The organism is Hymenobacter sp. YC55 (assembly GCF_029433095.1).
GTDB lineage: Bacteria > Bacteroidota > Bacteroidia > Cytophagales > Hymenobacteraceae > Hymenobacter.
On record NZ_JARNTX010000001.1, the window covers coordinates 1,829,987 to 1,845,915 of the forward strand.

The following is a 15,929-nucleotide window of genomic DNA, read 5'->3' on the forward strand; positions in this document are numbered from 1 at the left end:
TTTGTGGGTTTGAAGGCTGAAATTCATCTGGGCCTGGCGTTCCATAATGTAACTTGAAACACAAACCACGACAAATGAAAAACTAACTTTCCCCGCCCGTTGTTCTGACAACTCAACCCTTTTCCTATGTCCGCAGGCTTCCGTTTCCGAGATTACGTGCCCGAAGAGTCGCCCGAGAAAGGCTTCGACTCTTTGTTTAAAATATTCATGCAGCTCATCACCATCACCTCGGGCGATGTTGCCGAAACGTTGTCCTGGCTCAACGAGCTAGACAAGCAGTACGGCCTTACCGACGATGACTACGGGATGGGCGACTTTATCGAAGACCTCAAGAAGAAAGGCTACATCGATGAAGATCCTCAGAAGGAGGGAGCTTTCAACATCACGGCCAAAAGTGAGCAGCAAATTCGCAAAAGCTCGCTCGAAGAAATCTTTGGCAAGCTAAAAAAATCTGGGCAGGGTAACCACCGCACCCCGCACACCGGCCAAGGCGACGAGCAAAGCACCGACATGCGCGAATTTCGGTTTGGCGACTCGCTAGACCAGATTTCGATGACCGAGTCGATTCGCAATGCCCAGCTCAACCACGGCTTGTCGGAAGAATTCATGCTGGCTGAAGGTGACCTGGAAGTGCGCGAAAATGAGCACAAGAGCCAAACCAGCACGGTGCTCATGATTGATATTTCGCACTCCATGATTCTCTACGGTGAGGACCGCATCACGCCGGCCAAGAAAGTGGCTATGGCCCTCGCCGAGTTGGTTAAGCAGAAGTACCCCAAAGACACGCTCGACGTGCTGGTGTTCGGCAACGACGCTTGGCAGATTGAGGTGAAAGACCTGCCGTACTTGCAAGTAGGGCCTTACCACACCAATACGGTAGCTGGCTTAGAGCTAGCCCTGGATTTGCTGCGCAAGCGCAAGACGCCCAACAAGCAGATTTTCATGATTACGGATGGCAAGCCCACTTGCCTGAAAGAACCGGCGGGCGGCTACTACAAAAACAGTTTCGGGCTGGACCGCAAAGTGGTCAACAAAACCCTGAATCTGGCGGCCGCTGCCCGTCGCCTCAAGGTGCCCATCACTACGTTCATGATTGCCTCCGACCCATATTTGAAGCAGTTTGTGAATGAATTTACGGAAGTGAATCAAGGCAAAGCCTACTATTCCTCGTTGAAAGGCCTTGGCCACATGATTTTTGAGGACTACAAGCGCAACCGCCGCAAGACGCTCTAGGTATTCGCCTTACACGCAATAATGCTAGTTTTTCTTCTTTACTAGGGAGGAAAACTAGCATTGTTGCTTACCTAGCGGCTGCTTTACGGCTGATATGCAAATGCCAGCTATAAAATTTTCTCGACTTGCCTGTGCCTTTTCAGCTAGTGCATGATTATGAAACTTGCCACTAAGTGGGTAGCACATAATGATGTAAGGCAATTAGAATGGCGGCCGTGCCCTCACTAGTTACATTGCGCCTGAACCTCTGCCGCATCTAAGCGGTTAAACAACTTGGGGCCTATACACCCCGTTACAACTCCCGATGAAACAAGAATCTATTCGTACGCTGGGCCAGCTCCGGGCCAGCGGGTATCAGCCGCGCTCCGTTAAAGAAGAACTGCGCGATAACCTGATTGCCAAGCTGCAAAGTAAGACTGAAGTGTTTCCGGGCATCTATGGCTACGAGGAAACCGTAATTCCTGATCTGCAACGCGCCATTTTGGCCGGTCACCACATCAACCTGCTTGGCTTGCGCGGTCAGGCCAAAACGCGTATTGCCCGCTTGCTAGTAGGCTTGCTCGATGAGTATATCCCAGTAGTGGAAGGCTCCGAGCTAAACGACGACCCCATGCAGCCGCTATCCGTGTTTGCGAAAAACCTGATAGCCGAGCACGGCGACAACACGCCTGTAAGCTGGATGCACCGCGACGAGCGTTATACCGAGAAGCTTGCCACCCCCGACGTATCCGTCGCCGACCTTATCGGCGACGCCGACCCCATCAAAGCGGCTACGCTCAAGCTGCCTTACAGCGACGAGCGGGTTATTCACTTCGGCCTGATTCCGCGGGCGCACCGTGGCATTTTTGTTATCAACGAGCTGCCCGACTTGCAGCCCCGCATTCAAGTATCGCTCTTCAACATCCTGCAGGAAGGCGACATTCAGATTCGTGGTTTCAAGGTGCGTCTTCCGTTGGACCTGCAATTCGTGTTTACGGCCAACCCCGAAGACTACACCAACCGCGGTTCCATCGTGACGCCGCTCAAGGACCGTATCGACGCCCAGATCATCACGCACTACCCGAAATCTATCGAAATCGGTAAGCGCATCACCAAGCAAGAGGCCCGCATCAAGGAAGAGCAGCGTGGCCTAGTGACCACCAACGAAATCGTACACGACTTGGTGGAGCAGGTAGCTGTAGAAGCCCGCGCCTCGGAGTTTGTAGATGCTAAAAGCGGTGTGTCGGCGCGCCTCACTATTTCGGCTTACGAGCAAGTAATAGCCGGCGCCGAGCGGCGTGCCCTTATCAATGGGGAGAAAAAAACGTACGTACGTGTAGGTGACTTTATTTCTGCTGTGCCCGCTGTTACGGGTAAGGTGGAGCTGGTATACGAAGGCGAGCAGGAGGGAGCTGGCATTGTAGCCGAGAAGCTGATGGGAAAAGCCATCCGCACGCTATTCCTGAACTACTTCCCCGACCCTGACAAAGCTAAGAAGCTAAAAAACCGCACCAGTCCCTACAAAACGGTGCAGGAGTGGTTCGGCAGCGGCAACACCGTCGATATCCTGCACGATGCCTCCGACAGCGACTATCGTTCGGCTCTCGACAAAGTGCCCGGCCTGCGCGACATCGTAACGGAGTTGCACCCCAACGAGGACAAGGAAACCACCTACTTCCTGATGGAATTCCTGCTCCACGGCCTCGCCGAGTACAGCTTGATTTCGCGCAACCGCCTCACTGCCGGTGCGCAGTTCAAAGACTTGCTTTCCTCGATGTTCACCATGCCGAGCTTCGGTGATGACGACGACGATGAGGACGAAGACGAGCGCCCACAGCGCGGCCGCCGTCGGTAGCTTGATTTATTGCTAACAAAAACAGCCGCCTCAAATCGAAGCGGCTGTTTTTGTTACATCACAGTTACTATTACCCAACAAGAAAAATAAAAAGGCCCAGCACCTTATGTGCTGGGCCTTTTTATTAAGATGAAGTAGGGACTGTGCTTATTCCTCGTTCACCACAATCTTCTGGATGTCGTCGTTGGGGCGAATGGCATCAATCACTTCCAGCCCTTCCACCACTTTGCCGAAAACAGTGTGGTTGCGGTCGAGATGGGCCGTGTTCTGACGGTCGTGGACGATGAAGAACTGGCTGCCACCGGTGTTGCGGCCGGCGTGGGCCATGCTCAGCGCACCACGCTCGTGGTACTGGTGGTCGCCGGTTAGCTCACAGTCGATTTTGTAGCCAGGGCCGCCGGTGCCAGCCATGCCCTTAGAACCTTCGCGCGAGTTGGGGCAACCGCCCTGAATCACGAAGTTGGGAATGACACGGTGAAACTTCAAACCATCGTAGAAGCCTTTCTTAGCCAGGTCAGTGAAGTTTTTTACGGTGTTAGGAGCGTCTTGCTCGTAGAACTCCACTTTCATCACACCACGGTTGGTGTGGATTTCGGCAGTTTTCATAATTGTGGGAAACAGTCAGATGGAACGAACACTTAAACCCTATAAGTGCAAGCCGACAAATGCCGGCCTGGCACAAAGGTAGCCATTTTGAAATCCGAGAAACATCCAGTTACTAGCAGAGTTTCGTAGCATATTTGTGCCTTGCAAGGCGACAAACATACGCTTATCACTTCAATCAACTTCTGTTCTGCATTTTATGAAGAATTCTCTGCGCACCGCCTCCTTAAGCTTGCTGTCAATGAGCCTGCTCACGCTTGGCCTCAGCAGCTGCGGCGACAACAAAACCGCAGAAACTGCCACGTCCACCACGCCCGACACGGCCACTACCGTTGATTCGGCGGCCTTGATGTCGGATTCGGCGCGCATGGCCAAGCCCGGAGGCGTAATGGTAGACGGCGTGGCCATGACTCCCGACAAAACCATCGTGCAGAATGCCGTGCAGGCCAGCAGCGTCACTACCCTAGTGAAAGCCGTGCAGGCCGCGGGCCTCGATGGCACGCTGAGCGGCCCAGGTCCGTTCACCGTTTTCGCGCCTAACAATGCCGCCTTCGACAAGCTGCCCAAAGGCGCTCTTGATGGCCTGATGAAACCGGAAAGCAAAGAGAAGCTGAAAGGGGTACTTACATATCATGTCATTGCCGGCCGCTTGTTGGCGCAAGATCTGAGAGACGGTCAGCAACTGACAACGGTAAACGGACAGAAACTGACCATCAGCGTGAAGGAAGGCAAAGTAATGGTAAGCAATGGTACCGATGCTCCCGCTACCGTACAAACCCCCGACGTTATATCCAGCAATGGCGTCACGCACATCATCGACGGCGTAGTGCTACCGAAAGAGGAATAGGCTATTCGAATTTCATATTTAAAGAGCCCGGCTGCATGTAGCAGCCGGGCTCTTTTTGGTTGTAGCACAAACTACAGTACTTCGTTTCGAAGCTAAAGACCGGCATTTTCTGCTACCCGCTCTGCAAAACCAGCCCAATCCACCTCTTCGTTTTTTGCCGTGGTTGCTGAAAGTTGATCGAAGATAATGTTGGCGAAGGGCATGGGTACTATATGGGTGCGAGCCTCGTCGAGCACCAAGCGCAGGTCCTTGCGGAGGGTAGCCGGCGTAGCGCCAACGGGCTGGTAATGGCGTTCTGCTACCAACTTGCCATAGCTTTTGTAAACAGGTAAATTGAAAAGGGTGCTCGTAAAGAACTCGTAGACCTGCTGCCGCTCAAGGCCGCTTTTCTGAGCTAGCGTAAAAGCCTCGGCCATTGCCTGGATGGCGGCCCCAAGCATGAAGTTGCCACACAGCTTGATGACGTTAGCTGCTCCGGGGTCGGTGCCAAAATCCTGGGCGTTGCCCTGACCCAACACTTCCAGCACGGGTTTCAAAGTTTTCTTGGCGCCCTCGTCGCCGGCCATAATCAACCAGAGCTTGGCCGCTGCTGCCGCTTCGGGTTTGCCGAACACCGGTATAGCCACCAAGTGCGACCCATGCCGGGCGTGCTCTTCCGCCAACCGACGGTTGGTATCGGGGGCTACGGTGCTGCACGAGGCATGAACGGCGCCCTGAGTTAGAGCCGGTAAGAACCCGTCGGGGCCGATACACAGGTCTTGTAGAGCTACGTCGTCGGTTACCATCGAGAAGGCAATGGCGGCATCTTGCACCGCCTGCGCAGGGGTAGCGGCCACCGTAGCACCTAACTTTTCGAGAGGAGCAGCTTTGCTGGAAGTCCGGTTATACACAGTAAGCTCGTGGCCGGCTTTCAGCAAGTTGGTTGCCATGGCTTCGCCCATTTTGCCAAGGCCTAGAAAGGCAATCTTCATAATTTGAAGTTGTAAGATGGTGAGGGTGCACGTTTGGCGTTCTGCTTGCGCCACATATACCATACGTGCAGCCGGTGAACGTAGCACGTCGAACACACCATTTTACAAGCTCAGCGCATCACCTACGGTTATCGTCGGCTTCCAGCATGCTTACATAGCTGTCGTAGCGGGGGAGGGCTATTTTGCCTTTGTCCACGGCTTCGCGCACGGCGCAGCCGGGTTCGTGTGTGTGCTGGCAATTGTGGTAGCGGCACTGGTTGAGCAAGGCGCGCATCTCGGGGAAAAAGTGCGCTAGCTCGCCTGCTTTCACATCAACCAAGCCTAGCTCCTTGATGCCGGGCGTGTCGATGATGAAAGTGCCGGGGCGCACTTCCAGCATCTCGGCAAACGTGGTGGTGTGCACGCCCTTGTCGGAAAACTCGCTGATTTCAGCGGTTTTGATGTCGAGGTCGGGCACGAGGGTGTTGATGAGCGTGCTTTTGCCAACTCCTGAGTGGCCGGAAAGCAGAGTGGTACGGCCCTCAAGCAATTCATCAATAGCCGCTATTCCCTCGCCCGTATGGGCCGAGCAACGAAGCCCGGGGTACCCAATGCGCTGATACATAGCTTGCACCTGGCCTTGGTAATCGTTCAGGTCTTCGTCGTAGAGGTCGGTTTTGTTGAAAATCAGCGTTACCGGGATGCTGTATGCCTCGGCCGTTACCAGAAACCGGTCGATAAAACCAAACGAGGTGGCTGGGGAGGCCAGCGTCACGACCAACAGGGCCAAGTCGAGGTTGGCGGCCACAATGTGGGCGTGCTCGGTTTTGTGGACCGAACGGCGAATTATATAGTTGCGGCGCGGCTCGATGTGGTGAATCACGCCCGCACCCTCCGTTTGTTCTTCTACCGTAAACTCCACCTGGTCGCCCACGGCCAGCGGGTTGCTCACCTTTAGGCCCTTCATTTTGAACTTGCCCCGCAGCCGGCACCGGTGCAATTGCCCCGAGCCTGCCTCGCGCACCACGTACCACGAGCCCGTAGATTTAACGATGGTTCCGGTCATAAATAGAGTAACTAGGTAAGGCAGTAACTGAGTGTGAAGTAACTTACTATGTGAGTAGCCGAGAAAGGAGTTTGGGAGCAATAATTCCAGCGCATCTTTCTGAAATACTCGGCTACTCAGTCACTACTTGGGCCGCAAGCCACTGCATGATCTTGTTGGTAGCGCCGCTGTGGTCGTGTACGTAATCCAAACTCAGGTCTTGTACGGTAAGGCGCAAGTCTTCGCGGTGATACAGCGGAGCAAATACTTTCAGTAGCTCCTCGGCGGAAGTAACCGGAAACGCACAGCCAATAGCCACCAGGTCCTGCGCTTCTTGAAACTTATGGTAGGTAGGCCCAAAAAACAGCGGTAAGCCAAAAGCTGCCGCCTCCAGCGTATTGTGCAGCCCCTTGCCAAAGGCGCCCCCGATGTACGCGTAGTGGCCAAAACGGTACAGCTGATTCAGTAATCCGACGTTATCGATAAGCAGTACCCGCGCCGCGGCTATGGTAGCCTTGTCGGTACGAGAGTAGCGCACTACCCGGCCCGGCAACACTTCCTCTACCAAGCGCAGATTGGTTTCGCTGATTTCGTGGGGGGCCACAATAAAGCGCAGCTTATCCTGGTACTGTTGCAGCAACGGCGTCAGAGCCGGCAAATCCTCGGGCCACGAACTTCCGATGATGAACACCGGCGCCCAATCGTCGGTGAAGGCATCAAGGAGCGGTAAGTCCCGCGGCGGGGCAGCGGCCGTGCGCACTACCGTATCAAAACGCGTATCGCCGGCTACGCTGGCCTGCGGAACCCCAATGGAGCGTAGCATTTCCACCGAATCTTGATTCTGGGTGAAAATATGGGTGAACTTGCGCAGCATCTGTCGGTGGAAACCACCCCATGGCCGGAAATACACCTGCTTGGGCCAGAAAATGGCGGATACGCAAATAGTAGGTACGCGCTGCCGCTCAAGCTCTGTGAGGAAGTAGTGCCAAAATTCGTACTTCACAAAAACGGCCAACCGGGGCCGCACCGCCGCCAGAAAAAGGCGCGCATTATCGGCCGTATCCAGGGGGAGGTAGAACACATACGCCGCTCCCGGCCAGTTTTTGCGCACTTCGTAGCCCGAGGCCGAGAAGAAAGTCAACACTATTTTGTGGCTAGGATACTGCTGCGCGTACGCCTCCATCAAGGGCCGACCTTGCTCGAATTCGCCGAGTGAGGCGCAGTGAAACCAGGCCAGGGGAGCCGTTTCGGCTTGTAGGGCCTGCTGAATGCGTGGCAGCAAGGTGCGCTGCCCTTGCACCCAGAGCGCCGCTTTAGGCACAAAAGGCGAGACCAGCCGCAACAGCAGCGCATACAGGTGTAAGGAAAGTATATACAGGAAATGCAAAAGCAGTTGTAGTTGCTAGGTGTAAGCTTCTGATTGCAGCCAGCAAAGCATTGCGAAGCTTCAGCAACCAGAAAGCCGCGCAAAAGTACAGCTAACAACCACTAATCGGTTTCTGGTAATCAATTGCAGTTAACTGACCGCCAGAAACCGACTACAAACAACTCTTTCCTAGTGAAGCTTGCCGAGGAATTTGGCTAGGCCTTCGCGGGTAGGAGGTAAGGCCTGATGGCCAGGTTTCCACCCGGCGGGGCACATCTCGCCTTTCACCTCGAAATGCTGCAATGCATCTACCATGCGCAAGGCTTCTTCTACGCTGCGGCCCAGCGGCCCATCATTCACCACCTGATGCCGAACAATACCGTCTCGGTCAATCAAGAACAAGCCCCGGTACGCCAGCGGAATTCCTACAAACACCATTTCGCCAGCCTCATTGTAGTCGTAGCGGCCGCCAAGCACATCATAGTTGGCCGAAATGGTTTTGCTGGCATCGGCTACCAATGGATAGGTGATACCCATAATGCCCCCTTCTTCGCGCGGGGTTTGCAGCCAGGCTAAGTGTGTGTAGCGGGTGTCGGTAGAGCAGCCCACAATGGCTACCCCTTTTGCTTCAAATTCAGCTAGGTGTTCTTGGAAAGCAAGAATTTCGGTGGGGCAAACAAACGCGAAGTCAGCCGAATAAAAGAAAAAGATGACGTGCTTTTTGCCTAGGTAACGGTCGAGCGAGAAATCTTCCTCTAACTCGCCGTTGATAACAGCGGGAGCTTTGAAAGAAGGAGCACGCTTGCCTACAAGAACTGCCATGTTTCTGGAAATAAGATGGTTGAGGTGAGAGAGTGCGAAACGACAAGTGAGCAGGCAGCACCTCGCCAAGCAAGAGGTGAGGCGTAAGGCAAAAGCATTGGCTGAAAATGCCCCGCTGCCTGCTACTGACTGTTTGCATCAAGTTTCCTCCCTATACGGTACTCAACAAAAGAGTTGGTCCCAACCGCAAGCCCCGTTGCATTTCCGCTACGCATTGCTGCGGCACACGAACTGAAATGTCTGGCGGGTGCGCTGCTCCAAGAGCAATTCTCGGCTAGTGGTCAGGCGTTGTAGGCTGGCAGCGTCGTAGTTCTTGATAGTGTAGAGTTCCAGGTCGGTGTTGTAGTGAATCGTGAATTGTTCGCGCAGGGCAGTCAGCAGCTTATCGAGCCGGTAAGCGGAAAAGTCGGTGCAGACCGAAAAGCTAATGGCCGAGTTCTGCATCAGATTTATTTTCAGCCGAACCTGCGCCAACGCTCCAAATATCACTTCCAGGTTTTCCTCGGAAATAAAGGTGAGGTCCTTGGACTCAAAGGAAATCAGGCACTGGTTGGTTTTGCGAATAAAAGCCGGCACCAACAGCCCATGACGGCAGTCATGAATCTTGGTGCCCTCGGCCGTAGGATCCACAAACGACTTCACGTAGAGCGGAATCTGCCGCACAGCCAACGGCTTGATGGTTTTGGGGTGGATAACCGATGCGCCGTAGTAGGCCATTTCGATGGTTTCCTGGTAGCTGATTTCCGGGTAGCGCACCGTGTCCTCGAATATCTTGGGGTCAGCATTCAACAGCCCCGCCACGTCTTTCCAAATAGTAACGGATTCGGCCCCGAGGCAATAAGCGAAGATAGCGGCCGTATAATCGGAGCCTTCCCGGCCGAGCGTGGTGGTGTGGCCACTGGCCGTACCTCCCAGAAACCCCTGCGTCACAACGGGTCCGTTAGCGAGCAGCGGGGGCACTGCCGTTGTCAGATTACGCTCTGTAGTAGGCCAATCGACGCGGCCTTCACGCCAGGCATGGTCGGTGCGCAGCAGGGGGCGGCAATCCAGCCATTGGGCTCCCAAGGCGCTGGCCACTATTCGGGTGGCTAGTAATTCCCCAAAACTTACCACTTGGTCGTACTGCTTGTCGAATTCGCCGGTGGTCAGGGTTGCTAGCCGGTCGCCGAGCTGCTCTACTAGTTGTTCTAGGCTCGGGTCGTTGCTGGCAGTAGCGGAAGCAGCATCCTCGTTAGTAGCAGATAGCAGCTCTTGCGCTACCGCCCGATGAAAATCAGCAAGTTGCAATAGCAGAGCAGCATAATCCTGCCCAGCGTAAGCAAGTTGGAAAATCTCTTCCAGGGCATTCGTAGTCTTGCCCATCGCCGATACCACAATCAGCAACGGCCCATCGGCGCCGTGCTTGCTGACAATGCTACGAAGGTTGGTGATAGCAGCGGCATCTTTCACCGAAGCGCCACCGAACTTGTAAATCTTGAGAGATTGGGAGTGCTGCATGGCGTCAAATGTAGGAAATGACGCTTTCTCGGCTTCTTCGGCTTCCAAGGAGAACAGCTCAACATTACCTTACCTTAATCGGCTGCAGCGAAATTTCGCTTTCTCAAGCACGAAAAAGGGCTTAATTTTGAGCACACCCCGACCTTTTCATCTTCCTACATCCTATATGAACCAACACGACAAGCTGGCGCTGCCCGTTGGCACTACCCTGGACCGCTTCATTATGCGCAAGCAAGAGGACTTTCCCTACGCAACCGGGGAGCTTTCTCAGTTGCTTCGTGATATTGCCTTGGCCGCCAAAATCGTGAACCGCGAAATCAACCGTTCTGGCCTGATCGATATTGCCGGGGCGTATGGCAACCGTAACGTGCAGGGCGAAGACCAGCAAAAGCTCGATGTTATTGCCAACATTCGTTTTATTCGGGCGCTGCGCAATGGGGGTGAGGTGTGCACGGTTATCAGCGAGGAAGACGAAGAAGTTATCCAGACCGGCAACGTGCAGGGAAAGTACATCGTGGCCATTGACCCGCTTGATGGTTCTTCCAACATCGATGTAAACGTGAGTATCGGCACTATCTTCAGCATCTATCGTCGGGTGTCGCCAACTGGCACGGAAGGCACCATGGATGACTGCTTGCAAACCGGTACCAACCAGGTGGCCGCTGGCTACGTCATCTATGGGTCCAGCACCATGATGGTGTACACCACGGGCAACGGGGTAAACGGCTTTACGTACGAGCCTTCACTAGGCGAGTTTTTCCTTTCGCATCCCCAAATTGTTACTCCCAAAACGGGCACGGTGTACTCTGTGAATGAAGGTAGCTCTGCTTCCTTCTCACCAGGTGTGGCCGCTTTCGTCGAGCAGTGCAAGCAAGACAACTTCTCGGCCCGCTACATCGGCTCTTTGGTTGCCGACTTCCACCGCAACCTGCTCAAGGGCGGCATCTATATCTATCCGTCTACCAACAAGTCGCCCGATGGCAAGCTGCGCCTCATGTACGAGTGCAACCCGCTGGCCTTCATTGTAGAGCAAGCCGGCGGCAAATCCAGCAACGGCCAGATGCGCACCATGGAAATTCGACCCCAGGACATGCACGCCCGTTGCCCCTTGTTTATTGGCTCGAAAGAACTCGTAGAGCAAGTCGAAGCATTCTTGGCGCAAGAGCAGGAAGTAAGCTAGTAGAAACTGAAATTTGCAAAAAAGCCCGCCGGAGCAATCCGGCGGGCTTTTTTGATGCAATAGAAGAAGCTAACGACTATTCGCTGGCGGTAGTCTCGTCTGTCTTCTTCTTGCCTTTCGATTTCTTAGCAGTGCCCTCCTCGGCGGGAGCAGCATCGGCGGCTACGCTTACAGCTTCAGGCTCTTCAGCGGTCGTGCTAGTAGCTTCTGTGGTTTCTTCGGTGGCGGGCGCTTGGTATTCCAAGGTGCTGCTCACGGCCTGGTACCACTGCACCAGCTTTTTGATGTCCGACATATACACCCGGTCCCGGTCGTAATCGGGAATGATTTCGCCCATGAAGGCCGTCAGGTCCCGGTCGTCGGACTTGTTGTTGACCGTTAGCTCGGTGCCATATTTTTGATGGATACGGTCGAAAACTTCCGTCAGGGGCACCGTTTGGTCGTAATCCTGAGTGTAAATGGAAATCTCCTGGAGCAACGACACCTTGTTGCGGGCAGAGGCTACGGAACGAGCGGCACGCGCATCCAGGCTTTCAATAATAACCCCGGCGCGGGTAGGCTTCACGAGGCGGTACAGACCGGGCATTCCGCTGATAGCGGCAATCTCCTTGAGGTCGTAGGGCATAAGTACAGTACGGTTGTTTGAAAAGGCAAAGTTACTCAGTCGCGGCGGCTTGACCCGGCGCCGACAATTTAAACACGATTGGCAAGCTGGTTAAGATGGCGTAGTCGGGCTTCTTGAATTGCAGCAACCGAACCACACGCAGTGCTTCTTCGCCGCAGCCACCACCAATTCCTTTCACCAACTTCACACCTTCTAAGGTGCCACTGGTGGTGAGCGTGAAGCTCACCACGCAAGTGCCTTGAATGCGGTTGCGCTTAGCCAGGATAGGGTATTTCTTTTCCTTCTCGATAAAGGCATACATGGCATCCTGCCCGCCTTCGTAGTATTCGGCCACCGGAATAGACTTGTTGATACCGCCAGCCTGGTGCTGGGGTGCGGCCGCAGGGGCGGGGGCAGTTTCCGGGGCCGGAGCCGCCGATTTAGGTTTGGTAGTTTGCGCAAAAACGGAAGCGGAGCCAGCAAATAAGCCCAGCGCTAGCGCAAATGTGAGTTTTTTCATGAGAAGTAGAAGCAAGAAGATAGGTAGGAAAGCAAGGCGACAATGCGCCCGCGGTCATGGCAATTTCAGGGCCAATTTAGGCATTGTGCTGTGCTTCGGCTAGCTGCCGATTTACATTCTCAATGAAAGCCAACAACTCTTCGCGGCCAGTTTTTTGTTCTGCCGACGTAATAAAATGTTGTGGCACTTCATCCCAGTTCTCCGACATTTTTTTCATGTAGTCAGCTACTTGGAGTTGGGTGCGGCTATTCGATTGTTTATCGGCTTTTGTAAATACCATCACAAAAGGAATGCCTTCTGTGCCGAGCATTTCCATAAATTCCAAGTCGACAGTTTGCGCCGGATGACGCGAGTCAATTAAGACAAACACACAAGCTAAGTTGGGGCGCTGCCGCAAATAAAAATTAATCATGCGGGTCCACGCTACCCGGTTTGTTTTACTGGTTTTTGCATACCCGTATCCTGGTAAATCAACCAGATACCACTGCTTATTGATAAGAAAATGGTTGATTAACTGCGTTTTACCCGGTAACGAAGAAGTTTTAGCCAAACCCCGCCGCTCGGTCAGCATATTGATAAGCGACGATTTGCCAACGTTAGATCGGCCGATAAACGCATATTCGGGGAGAGTGGGCGCCGGACATTGATCGACCCGCGTATTACTCATCAAAAACTCGGCTTCACGAATTTGCATACAACAGCTAAACTAGTTTACGTGCAAAGGTAGGAGGTAAGAATGCAAAAGGTCGGGAATATAAAATTTCAGCTAGAACCATTGCTATGTCTGAAGCCCGTCTATATTTGCGCGTTACCTAGTATTCATAATTGTAAATAGGCTAGGAACCTATGTCCGCATAAATCTAAATTTTTAAATACTTGTGAAGTAGTAGGATGAGATTAAGGTCGCATTATAAAATTTCTATCTTTGCCCGCAAATTGCCTTCTACTGCGCAAATAACTAAAAAGCATTAATCTCTTAAAAGAGTTCTTTCTGGCGCTTTGCATAGCAAAAATTAACGTCCTACTTAACCCTTGTTAGGGTTTTCAGTATAACGAGGCAACTCATTTACAACCGGCCTGGCCACTAGTTGCGCCCGCAGTTTTCTCTCCAAACTCCTCCGCATCTCCTTATTCTTCAAACCCCTCCAACAATGGACAACTTAGTCAGAAGGTTATTGAAAGCCTCTTGCGCTTTCGCTCTTGCTGCCGCCGTGGCCCAGCCCACGCTGGCTCAGAGCACGCGCAAGCAGCTCAAGACCGCAAATAAGTTCTTCGAGCAAGAGAACTATCGGGCATCTATTCCTTTCTATGAACAAGTGTTGGCTAAGGAGCCGAATAATCCCCTAGCCTTGTTCCGGGCTGGTATTTCTTACATGTCGTTTGATAAGGAGAAGGCCAGTGACTATATCTACAAAGCCCAGAAGCTGAAGCCAAAGGTGTCCAAGGATGTGGAGTATTGGCTGGGCCGCGTTGACCACCTGAACTATAACTTCGACGAGGCTATTGCGCACTTTCAAGCCTACAACGTAACGCTTAAGCCAAAGGACACGCGCAAAGCCGAGCTAGCGCAGCTGATTCAGCACTCGAAGAACGCCAAGGTGCAGTTCAACAGCCCCAAGGATATCTTCGTGAAGAACCTCGGGCCAACCGTGAACACGCCTTATGCCGAGCACAGCCCCGTTATTTCGGGCGATGATAAGCTGTTGCTTTTCACCTCGCGTGGCGAAAACGTGACTGGCGCCGGCAACACAGGGGATAAGAAAGGCGGCAACCTTGCCACCGATGGCGAGTACTACGAAGACATCTTCGAAACCAAGCGCATCGACGACGAAAACTGGGATAAGCCCCGCTCGCTGAGCGGTGTGCTCAACGGCAAAGGCCACGATGCATCCACCCAACTTTTCGACAATGACTCTAAGCTACTCATGTATCGCCAGGACGAGAACGGCGACATCTTCTACTCGGAGAAGTCGGGCGGTGATTGGACGGCGCCTAAGAAGCTAAATCAAAACGTTAACTCGAAAGCCTTCGAGTCTGACGCCTTTATTACACCAGACGGCCTCACGATCTACTTCTCGACCGGTAAGTATTCCGAAGACGGCTCGCTCGACATCTATTATTCCACCCGGCAAGCCGGTGGGGATTGGGGCCCCGCTAAGTCGATGGGCACGGCCATCAACACCAAGTACGATGACGATAGCCCGTACCTAAGCCGCGACGGTAAAACTTTGTACTTCTCGTCGCGTGGTCACAACACCATGGGTGGCTACGACATCTTCAAGTCGGAGTACGACTCGATAGCCAAAAGATGGGGCCGCCCCGAGAACATGGGCTACCCCGTAAACACGCCCGACGATGATACCTACTACCGCTTAAGCCCGGATGGTAGCTACGCTTATCTGTCGTCGTACCGCATTGGTGGTTATGGGGAGAAGGATATCTACACCATTAACTACATTAAAAACGCCACTATTCGGGGCCGAGTGTTTTCGCAGCGCGACAGCACCGTAATTCCGGGCGTAGAATTGGTATTCAGTGGCACGCAGGCCGATAAAACGGCACTCAGCTACCGCGACGTAACGAAGCCCATAACTGGCGACTATCAAGTGAGTGTGCTGTCGGGCCGTGCGTACCAGGTAGCCGTAACAAAGGATGGAACGAACATCGTGACGGAAGAATTTACCGTGCCGATTTCAACCAACGACTCAACCGTTGTAGAAAAGAACTTCTACGTGCCATATGTTGACACAACATCGCAAGTAGCCTTCAAGAACATCTACTTCGATACCGACAAGTACAAGCTGCGGCCTGAGTCGATTACCGAGTTGGACAACATCAGCTCGATCCTGAAGGCAAATTCGGGCGTTAATATCTCTATCGAAGGCCACTGCGACTCGCGCAATACCGACGAGTACAACATCGTACTAGGCCAGAACCGCGCCGATGCGGCCTACAACTACCTAAAGAAATCGGGTATTGCGGAGACCCGGATGGTAACGGTAAGCTACGGTGAGCGTCGTCCGGCCGCGGCCAACGATTCGCCGGAGAACATGCAGCTGAACCGCCGCGTGGAATTCCGTCCGATTGTGAAGGAAGGAGAAGCTGCACCAGTATTGACTCCAGGTGTTGCACCTGCAACTACCACGAGCACTGGTGCAGGCACCAGCACCTCATCGTCTGTTCCGGGCGCTGGCGCGACGCTTCAGCCAGGCAAAAGCAAAGCTAAGCTAGCCGATGGCACCAAGGTGAAAACCAAAGTGGATGAGGACAGCGACAAAGTGAAGGTGAAAACCAAAGGCGCCAACGACGAAAAGAGCAAGACCATTACCAAGGATGGTACTATCGATTCGAAGGCTAAAGATGCCACTGGCGAAAAAGTCAAAGTAAAGACCGACAACGACTAAGCTGTTGGGTGAATCATATAAAGC

General features: G+C 53.4%; 14 protein-coding genes. 5 read left to right on the forward strand and 9 right to left on the reverse strand.

Annotation, left to right across the window (positions count from 1 at the left end; translation table 11 throughout):
- The first annotated feature begins 126 nt into the window (after window positions 1–126).
- The gene (locus P1X16_RS07780) at window positions 127–1,233 is read left to right on the forward strand and encodes a VWA domain-containing protein (RefSeq protein WP_277227376.1); all 1,107 of its coding nucleotides are present in this window, start codon (window positions 127–129) and stop codon (window positions 1,231–1,233) included.
- 304 nt (window positions 1,234–1,537) lie between these two features.
- Window positions 1,538–3,067, forward strand: coding sequence for a sigma 54-interacting transcriptional regulator (locus P1X16_RS07785; RefSeq protein ID WP_277227377.1), 1,530 nt, complete (start codon window positions 1,538–1,540; stop codon window positions 3,065–3,067).
- 147 nt (window positions 3,068–3,214) lie between these two features.
- Here P1X16_RS07785 and P1X16_RS07790 read toward each other — a convergent pair whose 3' ends face one another.
- Window positions 3,215–3,673 (reverse strand): peptidylprolyl isomerase, encoded by a 459-nt coding sequence (locus P1X16_RS07790; RefSeq protein ID WP_277227378.1) that lies wholly within the window; start codon window positions 3,671–3,673, stop codon window positions 3,215–3,217.
- Window positions 3,674–3,869: 196 nt separating this feature from the next.
- Here P1X16_RS07790 and P1X16_RS07795 point away from each other — a divergent pair, with 196 nt between their 5' ends.
- Complete coding sequence (locus P1X16_RS07795) at window positions 3,870–4,517, forward strand: fasciclin domain-containing protein (RefSeq protein ID WP_277227379.1); 648 nt, start codon at window positions 3,870–3,872, stop codon at window positions 4,515–4,517.
- A 92-nt stretch (window positions 4,518–4,609) separates the two neighbouring features.
- On the opposite strand, the gene P1X16_RS07800 is transcribed toward P1X16_RS07795, so the two are convergent.
- The 5 genes from P1X16_RS07800 to P1X16_RS07820 all read right to left on the reverse strand — a co-directional run bounded on the left by P1X16_RS07800 (window position 4,610) and on the right by P1X16_RS07820 (window position 10,197).
- On the reverse strand, window positions 4,610–5,488 hold the full coding sequence (locus tag P1X16_RS07800) for an NAD(P)-dependent oxidoreductase (RefSeq protein WP_277227380.1): 879 nt from the start codon (window positions 5,486–5,488) through the stop codon (window positions 4,610–4,612).
- A 118-nt stretch (window positions 5,489–5,606) separates the two neighbouring features.
- The gene (gene rsgA / locus P1X16_RS07805; protein ID WP_277227381.1) at window positions 5,607–6,533 is read right to left on the reverse strand and encodes a ribosome small subunit-dependent GTPase A; all 927 of its coding nucleotides are present in this window, start codon (window positions 6,531–6,533) and stop codon (window positions 5,607–5,609) included.
- A gap of 112 nt (window positions 6,534–6,645) precedes the next feature.
- The gene (locus P1X16_RS07810) at window positions 6,646–7,899 is read right to left on the reverse strand and encodes a glycosyltransferase N-terminal domain-containing protein (protein WP_277227382.1); all 1,254 of its coding nucleotides are present in this window, start codon (window positions 7,897–7,899) and stop codon (window positions 6,646–6,648) included.
- A 168-nt stretch (window positions 7,900–8,067) separates the two neighbouring features.
- Complete coding sequence (locus P1X16_RS07815; protein WP_277227383.1) at window positions 8,068–8,700, reverse strand: peroxiredoxin; 633 nt, start codon at window positions 8,698–8,700, stop codon at window positions 8,068–8,070.
- Window positions 8,701–8,907: 207 nt separating this feature from the next.
- Window positions 8,908–10,197, reverse strand: a complete 1,290-nt coding sequence (locus P1X16_RS07820; RefSeq protein WP_277227384.1) for an aspartate kinase — start codon at window positions 10,195–10,197, stop codon at window positions 8,908–8,910.
- Window positions 10,198–10,363: 166 nt separating this feature from the next.
- On the opposite strand from P1X16_RS07820, the gene fbp reads away from it, so the two are divergent.
- On the forward strand, window positions 10,364–11,377 hold the full coding sequence (gene fbp / locus P1X16_RS07825; RefSeq protein ID WP_277227385.1) for a class 1 fructose-bisphosphatase: 1,014 nt from the start codon (window positions 10,364–10,366) through the stop codon (window positions 11,375–11,377).
- 76 nt (window positions 11,378–11,453) lie between these two features.
- Here the strand turns inward: fbp and P1X16_RS07830 are convergent, their stop codons facing one another.
- The 3 genes from P1X16_RS07830 to yihA all read right to left on the reverse strand — a co-directional run bounded on the left by P1X16_RS07830 (window position 11,454) and on the right by yihA (window position 13,195).
- Window positions 11,454–12,002, reverse strand: a complete 549-nt coding sequence (locus P1X16_RS07830) for a DUF5606 domain-containing protein (RefSeq protein WP_277227386.1) — start codon at window positions 12,000–12,002, stop codon at window positions 11,454–11,456.
- A 31-nt stretch (window positions 12,003–12,033) separates the two neighbouring features.
- A complete protein-coding gene (locus P1X16_RS07835) occupies window positions 12,034–12,501 on the reverse strand; it encodes an energy transducer TonB (protein WP_277227387.1) in 468 nt (155 codons plus the stop codon).
- Window positions 12,502–12,577: 76 nt separating this feature from the next.
- Window positions 12,578–13,195, reverse strand: coding sequence for a ribosome biogenesis GTP-binding protein YihA/YsxC (yihA, locus tag P1X16_RS07840; RefSeq protein WP_277227388.1), 618 nt, complete (start codon window positions 13,193–13,195; stop codon window positions 12,578–12,580).
- Window positions 13,196–13,676: 481 nt separating this feature from the next.
- Between yihA and P1X16_RS07845 the strand changes: the two genes are divergently transcribed.
- On the forward strand, window positions 13,677–15,905 hold the full coding sequence (locus tag P1X16_RS07845) for an OmpA family protein (protein WP_277227389.1): 2,229 nt from the start codon (window positions 13,677–13,679) through the stop codon (window positions 15,903–15,905).
- Window positions 15,906–15,929: the final 24 nt, after the last annotated feature.

Excerpts from the sequence above, each read along its gene's own strand:
- P1X16_RS07780 (WP_277227376.1), top strand. The coding sequence starts at position 127 with ATGTCCGCAGGCTTCCGTTTCCGAGATTACGTGCCCGAAGAGTCGCCC.
- P1X16_RS07835 (WP_277227387.1), bottom strand. The coding sequence starts at position 12,501 with ATGAAAAAACTCACATTTGCGCTAGCGCTGGGCTTATTTGCTGGCTCC.
- P1X16_RS07800 (WP_277227380.1), bottom strand. The coding sequence starts at position 5,488 with ATGAAGATTGCCTTTCTAGGCCTTGGCAAAATGGGCGAAGCCATGGCA.
- P1X16_RS07795 (WP_277227379.1), top strand. The coding sequence starts at position 3,870 with ATGAAGAATTCTCTGCGCACCGCCTCCTTAAGCTTGCTGTCAATGAGC.
- rsgA (WP_277227381.1), bottom strand. The coding sequence starts at position 6,533 with ATGACCGGAACCATCGTTAAATCTACGGGCTCGTGGTACGTGGTGCGC.
- P1X16_RS07815 (WP_277227383.1), bottom strand. The coding sequence starts at position 8,700 with ATGGCAGTTCTTGTAGGCAAGCGTGCTCCTTCTTTCAAAGCTCCCGCT.
- fbp (WP_277227385.1), top strand. The coding sequence starts at position 10,364 with ATGAACCAACACGACAAGCTGGCGCTGCCCGTTGGCACTACCCTGGAC.
- yihA (WP_277227388.1), bottom strand. The coding sequence starts at position 13,195 with ATGCAAATTCGTGAAGCCGAGTTTTTGATGAGTAATACGCGGGTCGAT.
- P1X16_RS07820 (WP_277227384.1), bottom strand. The coding sequence starts at position 10,197 with ATGCAGCACTCCCAATCTCTCAAGATTTACAAGTTCGGTGGCGCTTCG.
- P1X16_RS07790 (WP_277227378.1), bottom strand. The coding sequence starts at position 3,673 with ATGAAAACTGCCGAAATCCACACCAACCGTGGTGTGATGAAAGTGGAG.
- P1X16_RS07785 (WP_277227377.1), top strand. The coding sequence starts at position 1,538 with ATGAAACAAGAATCTATTCGTACGCTGGGCCAGCTCCGGGCCAGCGGG.
- P1X16_RS07830 (WP_277227386.1), bottom strand. The coding sequence starts at position 12,002 with ATGCCCTACGACCTCAAGGAGATTGCCGCTATCAGCGGAATGCCCGGT.